Origin of the sequence: Streptomyces tsukubensis (genome assembly GCF_003932715.1) — a bacterium.
Taxonomy (GTDB): Bacteria; Actinomycetota; Actinomycetes; order Streptomycetales; family Streptomycetaceae; genus Streptomyces; species Streptomyces tsukubensis.
This window is the reverse complement of the sequence record NZ_CP020700.1, coordinates 4,772,572-4,787,551: the sequence shown is the minus strand read 5'-3', so window position 1 is coordinate 4,787,551 and position 14,980 is coordinate 4,772,572. Positions and strand designations below refer to the sequence as shown.

Sequence of the window (14,980 nt, the reverse complement as noted above, 5' to 3'; positions counted from 1 at the left end):
GCCTCCCCTGCGTTCACGCCTTGGCCCGCGCCCCGCCGCCCCGCAGCCCGGTGGCCGCCAGCAGCGCTCCCAGCACCGCCATCACCAGCGGTACGACCAGCGCCGCCCGGAACGCCTCGATCCCGGCGTCGCCTCCGGCCAGACCGTAGACGGCGGTGACCGCGGAGATGCCGACCGCCCCGCCGAACTGCATCGCGGTCTGGAGCAGCCCCCCGGCCAGCCCCTGCTCCCCGGCGTCGACACCGTCGGTGGCGGCGATGGTGAGCGGGCCGTACCCGAGGCTGAAGGAGATCCCGGTGAGCAGGAACGACGGCAGCATGGCGGCGTACGCCCAGTCCTCGGTGACCGGCAGGAAGAGGGCGTAGGCGCCGATCGCGGCCAGGAAGCCCCCGAAGACCACCCGGCCCGTGCCGTACCGGTTCACCAGCCGCGGGGTGATCGTCGGGGCGATGAACACTTCGATGCACATGGCCAGCAGCGCGATCGAGGTCTTCAGCGACGACCAGCCCCGCAGTTCCTGGAAGTAGAGGGTGGCCATGAACTGGAAGCCGAAGAACGCCCCGAAGAAGAGGAGCATTCCGGCGTCGGCGCGGACGACCGGAATATTGCGCAGGATGCCGAGCCGGACGAGCGGTTCGGCGGCCCGGCGTTCGATCCTGACGAACAGCGCCACCAGAAGGGCCCCGGCGCCCACGGCGGCGAGGGTGAGACCCCAGTCCGCCAGGCCGTGTTCGAGGCGGACGACCCCGTAGACGAGCAGCAGCATCGCGGCGGCCGCGGAGACGGCGCCGGGGACGTCGAATCCGGCCGTACGCGGCGGTGCGGTGTCTGCGGGCAGCAGTCTGACCGCGGCGGCCAGCATCAGTGCGGCGAGGGCGACGGGCGCGAAGAAGACCCAGCGCCAGCCCACTTCGGTGAGCAGCCCGCCGATGACCAGACCGAGCGCGAACCCGGCCCCCGAGGTCGACGCGTAGATCATCAGCGCCTTGTTGCGCTGCGGGCCCTCCTCGTAGGAGGTGGTGATGACCGAGAGGGAGGCGGGGGTGAGGAACGCGGCCGCGACGCCGGTGACGAAGCGGGACACGATCAGCATCCAGCCTTCGGTGCCGAAGCCGCCGAGCCCGGAGAAGGCGATGAAGACGGTGAGCCAGAGCAGGAACATCCGGCGCCGGCCGAGCAGGTCGGCGGCGCGTCCGCCGAGGAGGGTGAAGCCCGCGTATCCGAGGACGTAACCGCTGACCACCCAGGCGGCCGTACTGGTGGACAGTCCGAGGTCGGCGCGGATCACGGGCACGGCGACGGCGAGCATCGCGACGTCGATGCCCTCCAGGAAGACCGTGCCGCAGAGGACGAACAGCAGCACCCGGGCCCGTCCGGACATGGCCGGGGACCGGGCCGCCGAGGACGTATCCGCGGTGAGGGAGACAGGCGCGACAGGCGCGAGGGGATCGGCGGGAACGACGGGATCGGCGGGAGGGGACGAGGACATGGGCTGCTCCGGAAGGGGCGGCTGGGCGCATCGGGGCATGCCGAGGAGACGGCGGTGCCGCCGGGGCGAAGACGGAGGAGAACAGAGGGGGGCAGTTACCGGCACGAGGGTCAGTTCCCTCTTGTAACCACACCGATCTTCCGGCACCATGGCGGCCTGCGGAAGGAGGCACTTTGACGTCACCTGGTTACCTGGGAGTGACCGAGTTCGACGACGACGGCGATCCGGATCCCTTCCAGTGGGACACACGCGGGGACTGCGAGGTCCGGCAGATCCTGGACCGCGTCGCCGACAAGTGGTCGCTGCTGGTCATCGCGCTGCTCGACAGCCGGGTCGTGCGCTTCAGCGAGCTGCGCCGCGAGATCGACGGGATCAGCCAGCGGATGCTGACGGTGACCCTGCGCCAGTTGGAGCGGGACGGGCTGGTCCGCCGTACGGTCCATCCGGTCGTACCGCCGCGCGTCGAGTACGCCCTCACGGCGCTCGGCTGCACGCTGCACACCACGATCCGGTCGCTCGTGACCTGGACCGAGGAACATCAGAACGAGATCGCGGCGGCCCGGGAGACGTACGACGCCCGTGAGGCGCAGGCGGCGGAACCGCCCCGGACGGCACCGGCCGCCCCGCAGGCACCGCGCGGAACCCGGAGAGATTGACCGTGCGGTCTTCAGCAGGCGATGAGACACCGAGCGGCGCGGGAAGCGACCACGGCCGGAGAGGCGACGGGGCCGGGAGCGACCACGGCCCGAGGAGCGACACGGACGGAAGCGACCACGGCCCGAGGAGCGACACGGACGGAAGCGACCACGGCCCGAGAGCGGTGCTGCGCGTCCTGCGCCATCCGGCGGCGGCCCCGCTGGCGCTGCTCGCCGCCGGGGCCGCGGGCGCCGCCTATCTCTACGGAACCAATCCGCACGAGCCCGGGCAGTGGCTGCCCCGCTGTCCGTTCCGGCTGGCGACCGGGCTGCTCTGCCCCGCCTGCGGCGGTACACGCATGGTGTACGACCTGATGCACGGTGATATCACCGCCGCCTGGGCCGACAACCGGCTGCTGCTCCTCGTCGCACCGTTCGCGCTCGCACTGTTGGGCAAGTGGGCGTTCGAGGGGCTGCGCGGACACCGCTGGCGGTTCCGGCTGAGCGGGCGGGCGCAGGTCCTGGTCCTGACGACCGCCGTGGCATGGACCGTGGTCCGTAACACCGTCTGATCCGGCGGGCGCCGCCGTTCACGGTCGCGAGGGCCGCAAGGGCGTGGTACGACGCACTCCGTACACACATGGTTGATCACAGAACGGGCACGATTGTTCGACCCGGTCTGCATCCGCACTTACGTCTCCTTTAACCTGCCCTGACACAGGGGGGCATTTCGCATGGGTTCTTTTGCGGCACTTTCCGCTCCCCTGGGCCGGAATGTTCCATTCCGGATTTCGTTCTTCCGCTCATCCAGGAGATTCCCATGACCGTCCCCACTCCGGACGCCCCGTACGGCTACGACCAGCACGGCCGCCCCTACTCCGACAAGTCGAAGATCGTCGCGGGTGTCCTCCAGATCCTGCTCGGCGGCTTCGGTGTCGGCCGCTTCTACGTCGGCAACGTCGGTATGGGCGTCGCCCAGCTCCTCACCTGCGGTGGCCTGGGCGTCTGGGCGCTGATCGACGGCATCCTCTTCCTCACCAGCAGCGACCGCACCGACAAGGACGGCCGCATCCTCCGCGGCTGAGCCGGCTCAGGAGCCGCCGCCGACGCGGCCACCGCTCCACGACGCCGCTGCCCCGGCCCCGCGACAAGCGTGTGCGGCCGGGGAGCGGGCGTACCAGGACCGGCGCTCTCCCCGGCGCCGTTCCCCGCCCCGCCCGTTCGACCGCCTTCCGCCCCACCGCCGTCCGCCCCCGTCGCCTTCCGTCCCGTCGCCTTCCGTCCCATCGCCTTCCGCCCGCCGGCCGGAACCGCTCCCGGTCGCCGCGGTGCCGCCGGTACGGGACGTCTGGCGGGATTTCACTGCCGTCCGCCATCCGGACGACTCCTACGCCCCGCACGGCCCGTACGGCCCGGACGGCGACAGCCGCCCCGTACGACGAGGCACAGGGCACCCCCGAGAGGCACAGGCCCTCCGTGGAGCGGCCCCGCCCGCCCCCGTACCGCGAGCGGATCAGGGCGATCGCCCATGAGCGAATCGCAGAGGAATCCGATCGCCCAGGGATCACCGATGTTCTGTATACGAACACGACTGACCGGTTTCCGCCCTTGACGGTCCATCGGGCTCTCCCGGACTCTGAGCACCGCGCACCACCCGCTCCAACGCCCCGGAATCCGCCACTCCGGTGCGGCTCGTTCGTTCCGTCCTGTCCCCGTACGGAAGCTCCGGAGCCCCCACATGAGAATTGCCGTCCCCAGCCTGCCCGGCAGACCCGGACGTACCCTCGCCGGGGCCGCGATAGCCCTGGCCGGACTGCTCGCCGCCGCCTCCCCGGCGGCCACGGCACCGGCCACCACCGCAGCCCCCACCACCCCCACCACCACAGCGACCGCGCTCGCCCCGCCCGATATACCCCTCGCCAATGTGAAGGGCCACCTCACCCAGTTCCAGTCGATCGCCGCGGCGAACGGCGGCAACCGCGCCCACGGCCGCCCCGGCTACCGCGCCTCCCTGGACTACGTGAAGGCCAAGCTGGACGCCGCGGGATACACCACCACCATCCAGCAGTTCACCTCGGGCGGTGCCACCGGCTACAACCTGATAGCCGACTGGCCCGGCGGAGACACCAACCAGGTCCTCATGGCGGGGGCGCATCTGGACTCCGTGACCACGGGCGCCGGGATCAACGACAACGGCTCCGGCTCCGCCGCCGTACTCGAAACGGCCCTTGCGGTCTCCCGCGCCGGTCTCCAGCCCACCAAGCATCTGCGGTTCGGCTGGTGGGGCGCGGAGGAGGTCGGACTGGTCGGCTCCCGCTACTACGTCAACAACCTCCCGGCCGCCGACCGCTCCAGGATCTCCTCCTATCTCAACTTCGACATGATCGGGTCCCCGAACCCCGGTTACTTCGTCTACGACGACGACGTCGAGTTGGAGAAGGTCTTCAAGGACTACTTCGGCGGGCTGGGCGTCGCCACCGAAATCGAGACCGAGGGCGACGGCCGCTCCGACCACGCCTCCTTCAAGAACGTCGGCATCCGCGTCGGCGGACTGTTCACCGGAGCGGGCCGGACGAAGACCGCCGCCCAGGTCCAGAAGTGGGGCGGCACCGCGGGCCAGGCCTTCGACCGCTGCTACCACTCCTCCTGCGACACCACGGCGAACATCAGCGACACCGCCCTGGACCGCAACAGCGACGCCGTCGCCCATGCGATCTGGACCCTGGGCACCGGAGTGGTCGTCCCGCCCGGCGACGTCTACGAGAACACCGCCGATGTCTCCGTCCCGGACAACGGCGCGGCCGTCACCTCGACGGTCACCGTCTCCGGCCGGACCGGCAACGCCCCGCCCACGCTCTCCGTCGGCGTCGACATCCGGCACACCTACCGCGGTGACCTGGTGATCGACCTGCTGGCCCCGGACGGGACGGCGTACCGGCTGAAGAACTCCAGCAGCAACGACTCCGCCGACAACGTCATCGCGACGTACACCGTCAACGCCTCCGCCGAGGCGGCCAACGGTGCCTGGAAGCTGCGCGTCCAGGATGTCGGCCCGCAGGACACCGGCTATATCAACAGCTGGAAGCTGACCTTCTGACCAGGGCCCCGGCCGCGGCCCGGTAGGGGCCGCTCCGGAACCCGCCACCCCCCACAGGCCGCATGCGTGTGCCCACTCGGCGCGCGCATGCGGCCATGTCCGGACCGGGACCCGAAGCTGACCGGCCCGAAGCAGACCGGCCCGGACCGGAACGGGGGTGTCAGGCGCTGATGTCCTTGGTGGTGAACCGCGCCCAGGCCGCCGATCCGAACACGGCGGCGTACAGCGCCTGGAGCCCGAGGTTCTTCCGGATCTCGGTCCAGTGGACCGGATCGCGCAGCAGATCCGAGAACGACAGCCAGTAGTTCGGGAACAGATACGGGTGGATCGCGTCCAGCTGCGGGATCGAACCGAGGATCTGTACGGTGATCACCAGGCCGACGGTCGTGGCCATGGCCGCGATCCCGCTGCCGGTCAGGGTGGAGACGAAGATTCCGAGCGCGGCGACCCCCGCCAGCGACAGGGCGACGACCAGGGCCACCGCTCCGGCCCGGACCAGTCCCTCCCCGAACGAGATCCGCGTCCCCGAGATCGTGGTGACGTCCCCGAGCGGGAACAGAACTGCCCCGACCACCAGTGCGGAGGCGGCCACGACCAGGGTCGCCAGCAGACAGAACACCAGGGCCGTCGTGAACTTGGCGAGCAGCAGACGGGTCCGTCCGGCGGGGGCGACCAGCAGATAGCGCAGGGTGCCGGCGGCGGACTCCCCCGCGACGGCATCGCCCGCGACGACCCCGACCGCCATCGGGAGGAACACCGGCAGGGTCGCGGCCAGTGCGGCGAAGACGAGGAACAGGCCGTTGTTGGTGACCTGGGAGATAAAGGCGGGCCCCGCCTCGCCGCCCCCGCCGCCGCCCGCGCTCCCGCCGTCGCCGCCGGTTTCGATCCGTACGGCGATGCCGATGAGCACCGGTACGGCGGCGAGCACCCCGAGCAGGGCGATCGTGCGCCAGCGGCGCAGGGTGACCAGCAGCTCCGAGCGGAACAGGCCGAGCGTCCACAGCACGCCCACCGCCGCACCCGATACCCCGGCAGCCCCGGCCGTCTTCGCCGCCCCCGCCGCCCCGGTCTCCGCCGGTCCCACGGCTTCCCTGCCGGCCTCAGCCCGCGACATCGAATCCCTCCCCCGTCAGCGCCACGAACGCGTCCTCCAGCGAAGCCCGCTCCACCCCGAAACCGCGCACCCGCACCCCCGCCGCGACCAGCGCCGCGGTCAGTTCCGCGAGTTCGGTGCCGGGGCCCGGCGGATCTCCGCCGACCCGGCCGCCGCCGGGATCGACGGCGACCCCGGTGATCCCGCGCTCCTTGAGCACCCGCACGGTCTCGTCGGTGTCGGGCGTCAGCACGACCAGCCGCCCCCTGGCCCGCGCCGCCAGCTCCGCCACGGAGCCCTGGGTCAGCAGTCTGCCGCGGGCCATCACCGCCGCATGGGTGCAGACCTGTTCGATCTCGTCGAGGAGATGGGAGGAGAGGAAGACGGTCGTACCGTCGTCGGCCAGCTCCCGGACCAGGGCCCGGATCTCCCGCATGCCCTGGGGGTCGAGTCCGTTGGTCGGTTCGTCGAGAACGAGCAGCCGCCGGGGGCGCAGCAGGGCTGCGGCCAGCCCGAGGCGCTGTTTCATCCCGAGGGAGTACGCCTTGGCCTTCTTCTCCGCGGCAGGTGCCAGGCCCACCCGGTCCAGCGCTTCGACGACCCGGGCGCGCCGGGTGCGGGGGTCGGCGGTGGGGTCCGCGGCGTCGAACCGCAGCAGATTCTCCCGGCCGCTGAGGAAGCCGTAGAGCGCCGGGCCCTCGATCAACGCGCCGACCTGCGGCAGGACGGTACGGCCCGCCTTCGGCATCGGCTCACCGAGCACCGTGGCCCGGCCCGCGGTCGGTTCGATCAGGCCCATCAGCATCCGGATGGTCGTGGTCTTGCCCGAGCCGTTCGGGCCGAGGAAGCCGAAGACACTGCCGGCGGGCACGGCCAGGTCCAGCCCGTCGACGGCGAGCTGCCCGCCCCGATAGCGCTTGGTGAGCCCCTGTGTCTCGATGACCGCTGTCATTCCGCTCCCCCGTCGTCTCCGTCGACTCCGCCGTCGCTGAGCCGTCGTCCGCCGTCGTGCAGCCGTCGTCCCTGCCGCTTCCGGGCCCCACCGTGTCGGCCGTGTCCGGCCGGGCGGCCCGTCCCGCCCACCGTACGCCCGGACACCGGGTGGTACGGGGACGGAGCGCGCCGCGGCCCCGGCACGGTTCCGCACCGGGGCCGGACGACCCGTCCCTCCTGAAGCCGTTCGTTCTCTACCGGTCGGCGTTCGCGGCCTTCACCAGCGCGTCCTTGGTGACGGCACCCACGTACACCGTGCCGTCGTCCGTCATCAGCGCGTTCACCAGGCGGGTCTTGAAGACCGTGCCCGAGCCGAACTTCCCGCTCACCGAGTCCCCGAAGGAGCCGAGGAACTTGTCGGCCTCCGGCGGCAGCGCGCCGCCCTTGGGCGCGTTCTTGTCCCCACTGCCCGGGGTGCCGATCTTCGCGATGGCGGTCCAGCCCTCGCCGATCACCTTCGCGCCACCGGACCCACCGAGGTCACCGAGCCCGCCGAAGCCACCGGGACCGCCGGGACCGCCGAAGCCGTGGCCGTTCTTCTCCGCGGCCTTGCCCGCCTTCTCGGCCTCCTTCCGCAGGTCCTCCGCGTCCTTCACCTTCGCGCCCTTGGGCGGGTCGAAGTCGAAGGTCGATGCGGCGGGCGCGGAGAAGTCGACCTTGGTGAAGCCGATGTCGACCGCGGCCTTGCCCCCGGCGGCCGGGATGACGCTGAACTTCAGCGGCGTCCCCGTCTTCGAGTCGACCGCGATCCTGACCGAGCCGATCGTGGAACCGCTCTGCTTCGGCTCGACGACGAGCTGGTACGCCGAGCGTCCGGCCACCTTGGCCGTACCGTCGACCGTGACGGACGTGGTCCCCTCGGCGGCCTTCAGCACCTCCTCGGCGAGCACCTTGGGCGTCGGCAGCTCCTTCGGCGCGCCGGCCCGCTTCTCCGTACCGCTCCCGGCCTTACCGGCACCGCGCCCGGCGCCCTTGTGGTGGAAGACCTCGTTCGAGGCACTGTCGTAGCCCCACACCTCGTCGCCGTTGCGGATCAGGCTGTACTCGGAGGTCTTCTCGACGATCGACACCTTCTGGCGCTCGGGGCCGTCGATCGCCACCCGCAGGATGTGCGAACCGGTCGCGAGCTGCGCCAGCTTGGCGTCCGGGGCCGCCGACGAGCCCTCGGCGCCGCCCCTGCCGCCGGGACCGCCGCCCGGGCCGCCGCCGCTTCCGCCGCCCGAGAGGAAGGAGCCCGCGGCCTCGGCGATACCGGGGAGCCCCAGATTCGTGCTGATCTTCACGGAGCCCGACAACTGCTGGGTGTCGGAAGCCGCGATCTTCTCGATCAGCTCCTGGGCGCTGATCTTCGGCAGGTCCGGGTCGCCGGAAGCGGCGAGGGCCGGGACCAGCCCTATGGTCGCCGCCGCGACTCCGGCGACCGCCACCGGAAGGGCGTAACGCGCCGCGCGGCGGCGGCGGGTGCCGGGCTCCCCGGTCTCCCGGCCGTTCTGTGCGCTGTCGTCGTTCGGTGCCATGGTGTGGCGTACCTCCGTGGTCACGTGGTCACGTGTCGAGCAGTGGTTCCATCTGACCAAATCACCGGCGCCGGGGCGTCAATCCGCGGGAGCAATTGGGAGTACTGCTGAGGGATGACGGCGGCCGCCCCGGTCTCCCCCGTTCAGTGGTCCTTCCCCGAGGTTTCCCTCAGACCTTCCCTGAGACCTTCCCTCAGGCCTTCGCTCAGCCCTTCCCTCAGACGCAGCCGTGGCCGGCGGCTATCCGGCGGACCCGGGGGCGCAGGAACTCCAGTGCCAGCTCAGCCCGCCGGGCCCGCCATTCGTCCGAGGCCCGGACCGGTTCGTCCGCGTACCGCCGCTGCCGTACGTCCGCCACCACGGCGGCCGGGGCGCCCAGCCGGGCCAGCACACCGAGCGCTTCCGCCTTGGTGATCAGCCGGCCGTCCCGGAGGGTCACGACGGCCCGGGCGAGGGTCAGCATCCCGAAGTCGACCCAGACGTCGGCGTGGAACAGCTTCTCGTCGTCGAGGTGCGGCAGCCAGTAGTCCTTGAGGTCGCGCACGATGTACTCCCGGAGCTGCCCCTCCGTCACCTCCGGGAGCAGCTCGCCCACCGGCCGCCCGGCCAGCACCAGCCCGAAGCGGTGGAGTTCGCTCCGGGTCACCGGGGTGACGGGCCGGCGGAAGAGCTCCCGATGGGCCCAGGTCAGGTGGGAGCAGCGGGGATCGCCCAGCTCGGCGGCCGGGACATAGCTGCAGTGCAGCTTCTCGGCGAGCGGTCCCGCGGTCTCCAGGCCCCGGTGGAACGCGGTGAGCTTCCGCTCCTCCTGCCGGGTGCACGGCCGTTCGACGACCGCGATCAGGTCGAGGTCGGAGCGGCCGGGGCGGTAGTCCGTGCCGGCCGCGACCGAACCGTGGGCCCAGACCGCGACCGGCTGCACCACGGACCGCAGTTCCTCGGTGAAGCGGGCGAGCAGTCGGTCGGTGGCCGGGTCCGCCGTGGGAGAGGTCCTCGTGGAGGTCATGGATTCAGTCTGACCGCCCGGACGGCGGAACGGCAGACCGCCGTTTTCCCGGGTCGCGCCCACCCGGCGCCTCGGGCTCGTGGGCCCCTGCCGGACGGGTCGCGCCCACCCGGCCTCGGGCTCGTGGGCCCCTGCCGGACGGAGCATGCCCACCCGGCCCTCGGGCTCACGGGCCCTGCCTTACGGGCCGCGCCCACCCGGCCCTCAGCCCCGCGCGTCAGCCCGCGCGGTGCACCACCGCGTCGCACAGCTCTTCCAGCGCGGCCTTCGCATAGCACTCCGGCAGCGGCGCCAGCATGGCGCGTGCCTCCTCCGCGTACCGGACGGTGTCCCTCCGGGCGCGTTCCAGCGCGGGGTGCGCCCGCAGCCCCGCCAGCACCTGCGCGTGCCGGGCGTCGTCCGTCAAATCGCCGTCGAGAAGCGCGACCAGTTCGAGGTCCTCCGGCCGCCCCTCGGCCGCGGCCCGGGCCCGCAGATGGAGCACCGGCAGCGTGGGGATGCCCTCGCGCAGATCCGTGCCGGGCGTCTTGCCGGACTCGTGGGAGTCGCTGGCGATGTCGAGGACGTCGTCGGCGAGCTGGAAGGCGACGCCGAGCCGCTCCCCGTACTGCGTGAGGATGTCCGTGACGCCCTCGTCCGCGCCGGACATCATCGCGCCGAACCGGCCGGAGACCGCGATCAGGGATCCCGTCTTCCCGCCGATGACGTCGAGGTAGTGGTCGACCGGATCACGGCCGTCGCGGGGACCCGCGGTCTCCAGGATCTGGCCCGTGACCAGCCGCTCGAACGCCTCGGCCTGGATCCGGACGGCCTCGGGGCCGAGATCGGCGAGGATGTGGGAGGCCCGCGCGAAGAGGAAGTCACCGGTCAGCACGGCCACGGAGTTGCCCCAGCGGGCGTTGGCGCTGGGCACCCCGCGCCGGACGTCCGCCTCGTCCATCACGTCGTCGTGGTAGAGCGTCGCCAGATGGGTCAGCTCGACGACCACGGCGGAGGGTACGACTCCGGGCGCGTGCGGGTCACCGAACTGGGCCGCCAGCATCACCAGCAGCGGCCGGAACCGCTTGCCCCCGGCCCGCACCAGGTGCTGTGCCGCCTCCGTGATGAAGGGCACCTCACTCTTGGTGGCTTCGAGCAGACCCGATTCCACGGCCGACAGTCCGTTCTGGACATCGGCCTCAAGAGCCTGGTCCCGCACGCTCAGCCCGAACGGCCCGACGACGGTCACGAGGGGTCTCCTGTCTGCTGATAATCACACGGATTGTCGATGTGTCTCCGGATTCACTCAAGTCAGCGTATCCGGTCGTGTTTGGATCACCGTGGGCGCCTTCCCGCCGCCGCCGGTATGTTCGTGATCAGTAGATACGACCAGAGGTGAGCCCTTTCGGCGGTATCGGCGACGGCAGCCGTGAACGTACCGGTGAACGGCTCCGGGCCGGTCCCGGGGGCACCGCCGGAACGGGTCGCGCTGCCCCGCCCCGAGGCCTGTCCCACGGCCCCGGACCGCCGCCGGGGCCACGCCGTACCAGCGCACCGAGGCCCCGCCATGAGCCGGTACTCCGAACCGTACGACCACACCCCGCACAACGACCCCACGCGTACCCACCCCACACGCACCCACTCCACGTACGCCCCCGGACCGTACACCCCCGCACCACCCGGCCGTACCGCGCCCGGCGCCGGTCCGGGGCCGTACGACGTCCGCCGCGACGACCTCCGCATCACCCTCCACGACGGCACCGGCCTCCATGCCCGGGTCTGGCGCCCGCAGACCGGCGGACCCGTCCCCGTACTCCTCGAATACGCGCCCGAACGCCTCACCGATGCCACCGCGGCCCGGGACGCCCGCCGCCACCCCTTCTACGCGGCGCACGGCTATGCCTCCGTACGCGTCGACGCCCGCGGCCACGGCTCGGGCGAGGGCCTGCCGACGGGCCTCTGGGGCGGTTCCGGGCACTCCCTCGCCCGGGCCGCGGCGGCCGATGCCGCCGATGCCGCGGAGGTCGTCGAGCAGCTGGTCGGCCTGCCCTGGAGCGACGGCCGGATCGGCATGTTCGGTCTCGGTCCCGGTGCCGGGATCGCCCTTCGGACCGCCGCGCTCGCACCCGGACCGCTCCGGGCCGTCGTCGCGGTCGACGCGAGCCTCGACCCCTATCGCGAGGACGGCGCCCTGACCGGCGGCGCGATCGCGGCCGACGCCCTGACCGCCCGTTCCACGGCCCTGCTGGCAGCGCTCTGCGCACCTCCCGATCCGCTGTACGCGGGCGACCACTGGCGCGAGCGGTGGGCGGCGCGGACGGCCGCGGTGGAGCCGCCGCTGTACGGCGCCTTGGCGCACCAGCTCCGCGACGACCACTGGAACACCTGGTCACCGCCCGCGGCGGGACCCGGGCCTGGTCCCGGTGCCGGGCCCGCGACCGGTGCGGTACGGGCCGCGGTGCTGGCCGTGAGCGGCTGGTACTCCCCCTTCCGCGACACCGTGCTCCGGCTGCTGGAAACCCTGCCCGCCGACCGGGTGCGCGGGCTGATCGGCCCCTGGGCCCACCACTATCCGGACGAGCCGGGTCCGGGCCCGGCGATCGGCTTCCTCCACGAGACGCTGCGCTGGTGGGAGCGGTATCTGCGGGATACGGGCACGGGTTCCGGCAGCGGGTACGACACCGGGCCCGCGCTGCTCGTCCGGCCGATCGGCCCCGGTGCCGCGGAAGACGGACCCTCCGGCGGCTGGTTCGCGGTACCCGGCCCGCTCTCCGCGGCCGTCCGGATCGTGCCGTACGCCCTCCGGGGCGCACCCGTGCCCGTCATCTCCCCCCAGCACACCGGCGCCGACGCGGGCCGCCCCCTCTCGGAGACCGGCCGGAGGGCGGATCTGCCGCCCGATCAGCGCGAGGAGGACGCGCGCTCCGTGTGCTTCGAATTCCCCGTCCCGGGTGACGGCGTCACCGTCCTGGGCCGCCCCCGGGTGACGCTGCGGCTGCGAATGGACGTCCCGAACGGGCAGATCGCCGTACGGCTGTGCGATCTCGCGCCCGATGGTTCGTCCGCGCTGATCACCCGGGGCGTGCTGAACCCGGCGGCCCGCCACGGCCCCGAACGGGCCCGCGCCTGGACCCCGGGCGGCACCGAGTTTGTGTCGTTCGCGCTCGCCGCCACCGGGTACGCGCTGCCGCCCGGGCACCGGCTGCGGCTCGCGGTCTCCTCCGCCTACTGGCCCTGGGTCTGGCCCGCGCCCGGTTCCGATGCGGGGTTCGTCCTGCACCCGGAGGGCTCCCGGCTCGACCTCCCGGTCCACGAGGACGCCCCGGATGCGGCGGCCCGGCCCCCGGACCCGGCAGAACACGTCGAACCCCTCGGCGTGATCTCGCCCGCCCCGCTCACCGCCCCCGCCGAACGCCGCCCGGAGCGCACCCTGACCAGGGACCTGGGCACGGACGAATGGCGGCTCGAATCCGATCCCCGCCCCTGGGGCGCGGAGGGTGCGAGCCGGGTGTACCCGGACGGTCTGGAGGTCTTCGAGGACGCCCGGGAGATCCGGTCGGTCCGGTCGGACGATCCGCTGTCCGCCCGCGCCGAAACCGCCCGGACGCTCCGCTTCCACCGTCCGGAACAGGGCTGGGACATCACCGTCGAAGCCCGCTCGGTCCTCTTCTGCGACGCCGCGGACTTCGTCGCCGAGGACGAGGTGATCTGCCGGGAACACCGCGGCGGCGGGCCGTCACCAGGGGAAGTCGTTTTCCACCGCACCTGGGTGAAACGTTTCCCTCGAATGACGGGGTGAACGGGCCCTGCCGGTCCCGTGCGTCCCCCACGTAACGTGTGACCCGCAATCGCGAATCCGCGAACGCCGAGAGCAGCATGGAAAGCGAGGCAGGCACCGTGTCCGAGCAGAGCCCGCTCGACCTGGCCGAGGGCGATCCCTTCGGTCCGCACAACCTCCCCTACGGCGTCTTCACCACGCCCGCCGAACCGGAGCGCCGACGGATCGGCGTCCGGATCGGGGGGTACGTGCTCGACGCGGGAGCGGCCGCTCTCGCCCTCGGCTCCCCCTATGCCGCGCTCCTCGACCGCCCCACCCTCAACCCCCTGCTCGCGGCCGGCCGTACCGCGTGGCGCGATGTCCGGCGGGCCCTGACCGCCTGGGTGACGGTCCCCGCCCACCGGGCCGATGTGGAGCCGCTGCTCCACCCGCTGGACGATGTCACGCTCCACCTTCCGTACGAGGTCGCGGACTACGTCGACTTCTACGCCAGCGAGCACCACGCCACCAACGTGGGCCGGATGTTCCGCCCCGACAGCGAACCGCTGACCCCCAACTGGAAGCACCTCCCGATCGGTTACCACGGCCGGGCGGGCACGGTGGTGGTCTCGGGTACGGAGGTCGTACGGCCCCGGGGGCAGCGCAAGGCGCCCGCCGATCCGGCGCCCGTCTTCGGGCCGTCCGTGAAGCTCGACATCGAGGCGGAGGTCGCCTTCCTGGTCGGCACCCCGACCGCACAGGGCAGCCCGGTGCCGCTCGCCGACTTCCGCGAGCACGTGTTCGGCCTCTCACTGCTCAACGACTGGTCGGCGCGGGACATCCAGGCCTGGGAGTACGTGCCCCTGGGCCCGTTCCTCGGGAAGTCGTTCGCCACGTCGGTCTCGGCCTGGGTCACCCCGCTGGAGGCCCTGGACGCGGCCCGCACCGCCCCGCCCGCCCGGGACGTCCCGCCTCTGCCGTACCTCGACGACTCCGCGGATGAGGAGCCGGGCGGCTTCGACATCCGGATCTCCGTGGCGGTCAACGGGCATGTGATCGCGGAACCGCCGTTCGCCGGCATGTACTGGACGGCGGCCCAGCAGCTGGCCCATATGACGGTCAACGGCGCCTCCCTGCGCACGGGCGACCTGTTCGCCTCCGGCACGGTCAGCGGCCCGGAGCTGCACCAGCGCGGCTCCCTCCTGGAACTGACCTGGAACGGCCGCGACCCCCTCGCCCTCCCCTCCGGCACCCGCACCTTCCTGGAGGACGGCGACACGGTCACCCTGACCGCCTGGTCCCCGGGCCCGGACGGCACCCGCGTCGGCCTGGGCGAGGTCACGGGCCGCATCAGCCCGTCCCCGGGCGGCTGACCTCCTGGGGTCAACTCCGGTTGAGCCGCACGCAGCGACGC

General features: G+C 72.4%; 12 protein-coding genes. 6 read left to right on the top strand and 6 right to left on the bottom strand.

The window, feature by feature from the left end; all coding sequences use genetic code 11:
- Nucleotides 1-13: 13 nt before the first annotated feature.
- Nucleotides 14-1,381, bottom strand: coding sequence for an MFS transporter (locus B7R87_RS19620; protein WP_040914925.1), 1,368 nt, complete (start codon nt 1,379-1,381; stop codon nt 14-16).
- A 281-nt stretch (nt 1,382-1,662) separates the two neighbouring features.
- Here B7R87_RS19620 and B7R87_RS19615 point away from each other — a divergent pair, with 281 nt between their 5' ends.
- From B7R87_RS19615 to B7R87_RS19600, 4 genes are all read left to right on the top strand, one after another.
- On the top strand, nt 1,663-2,145 hold the full coding sequence (locus B7R87_RS19615; protein ID WP_045852903.1) for a winged helix-turn-helix transcriptional regulator: 483 nt from the start codon (nt 1,663-1,665) through the stop codon (nt 2,143-2,145).
- Nucleotides 2,146-2,309: 164 nt separating this feature from the next.
- Nucleotides 2,310-2,696 carry a DUF2752 domain-containing protein gene (locus tag B7R87_RS19610; RefSeq protein ID WP_006347322.1) on the top strand — a complete coding sequence of 129 codons (387 nt, stop codon included), beginning with the start codon at nt 2,310-2,312 and terminating at the stop codon, nt 2,694-2,696.
- Nucleotides 2,697-2,944: 248 nt separating this feature from the next.
- A complete protein-coding gene (locus tag B7R87_RS19605; protein ID WP_006347323.1) occupies nt 2,945-3,208 on the top strand; it encodes a TM2 domain-containing protein in 264 nt (87 codons plus the stop codon).
- Between the two features lie 654 nt (nt 3,209-3,862).
- Entirely contained in the window at nt 3,863-5,221 is a 1,359-nt protein-coding gene (locus B7R87_RS19600; RefSeq protein WP_006347324.1) for a M28 family metallopeptidase, read from the top strand.
- A 160-nt stretch (nt 5,222-5,381) separates the two neighbouring features.
- Here B7R87_RS19600 and B7R87_RS19595 read toward each other — a convergent pair whose 3' ends face one another.
- The 5 genes from B7R87_RS19595 to B7R87_RS19575 form a co-directional block, all read right to left on the bottom strand.
- Nucleotides 5,382-6,335 (bottom strand): ABC transporter permease, encoded by a 954-nt coding sequence (locus B7R87_RS19595; RefSeq protein WP_006347325.1) that lies wholly within the window; start codon nt 6,333-6,335, stop codon nt 5,382-5,384.
- On the bottom strand, nt 6,322-7,266 hold the full coding sequence (locus B7R87_RS19590) for an ABC transporter ATP-binding protein (protein WP_006347326.1): 945 nt from the start codon (nt 7,264-7,266) through the stop codon (nt 6,322-6,324). Before B7R87_RS19590 ends, B7R87_RS19595 begins: the two co-directional genes overlap by 14 nt.
- 235 nt (nt 7,267-7,501) lie before the next feature.
- Entirely contained in the window at nt 7,502-8,824 is a 1,323-nt protein-coding gene (locus B7R87_RS19585) for a LolA family protein (RefSeq protein WP_006347327.1), read from the bottom strand.
- A gap of 217 nt (nt 8,825-9,041) precedes the next feature.
- On the bottom strand, nt 9,042-9,830 hold the full coding sequence (locus B7R87_RS19580) for a nucleotidyltransferase domain-containing protein (RefSeq protein ID WP_006347328.1): 789 nt from the start codon (nt 9,828-9,830) through the stop codon (nt 9,042-9,044).
- A gap of 217 nt (nt 9,831-10,047) precedes the next feature.
- Entirely contained in the window at nt 10,048-11,058 is a 1,011-nt protein-coding gene (locus B7R87_RS19575) for a polyprenyl synthetase family protein (protein WP_006347329.1), read from the bottom strand.
- Nucleotides 11,059-11,376: 318 nt separating this feature from the next.
- On the opposite strand from B7R87_RS19575, the gene B7R87_RS19570 reads away from it, so the two are divergent.
- Both B7R87_RS19570 and fahA read left to right on the top strand, forming a co-directional pair.
- Nucleotides 11,377-13,608, top strand: a complete 2,232-nt coding sequence (locus B7R87_RS19570) for a CocE/NonD family hydrolase (RefSeq protein ID WP_006347330.1) — start codon at nt 11,377-11,379, stop codon at nt 13,606-13,608.
- A gap of 77 nt (nt 13,609-13,685) precedes the next feature.
- Nucleotides 13,686-14,939 carry a fumarylacetoacetase gene (fahA, locus tag B7R87_RS19565; RefSeq protein ID WP_187144546.1) on the top strand — a complete coding sequence of 418 codons (1,254 nt, stop codon included), beginning with the start codon at nt 13,686-13,688 and terminating at the stop codon, nt 14,937-14,939.
- Nucleotides 14,940-14,980: the final 41 nt, after the last annotated feature.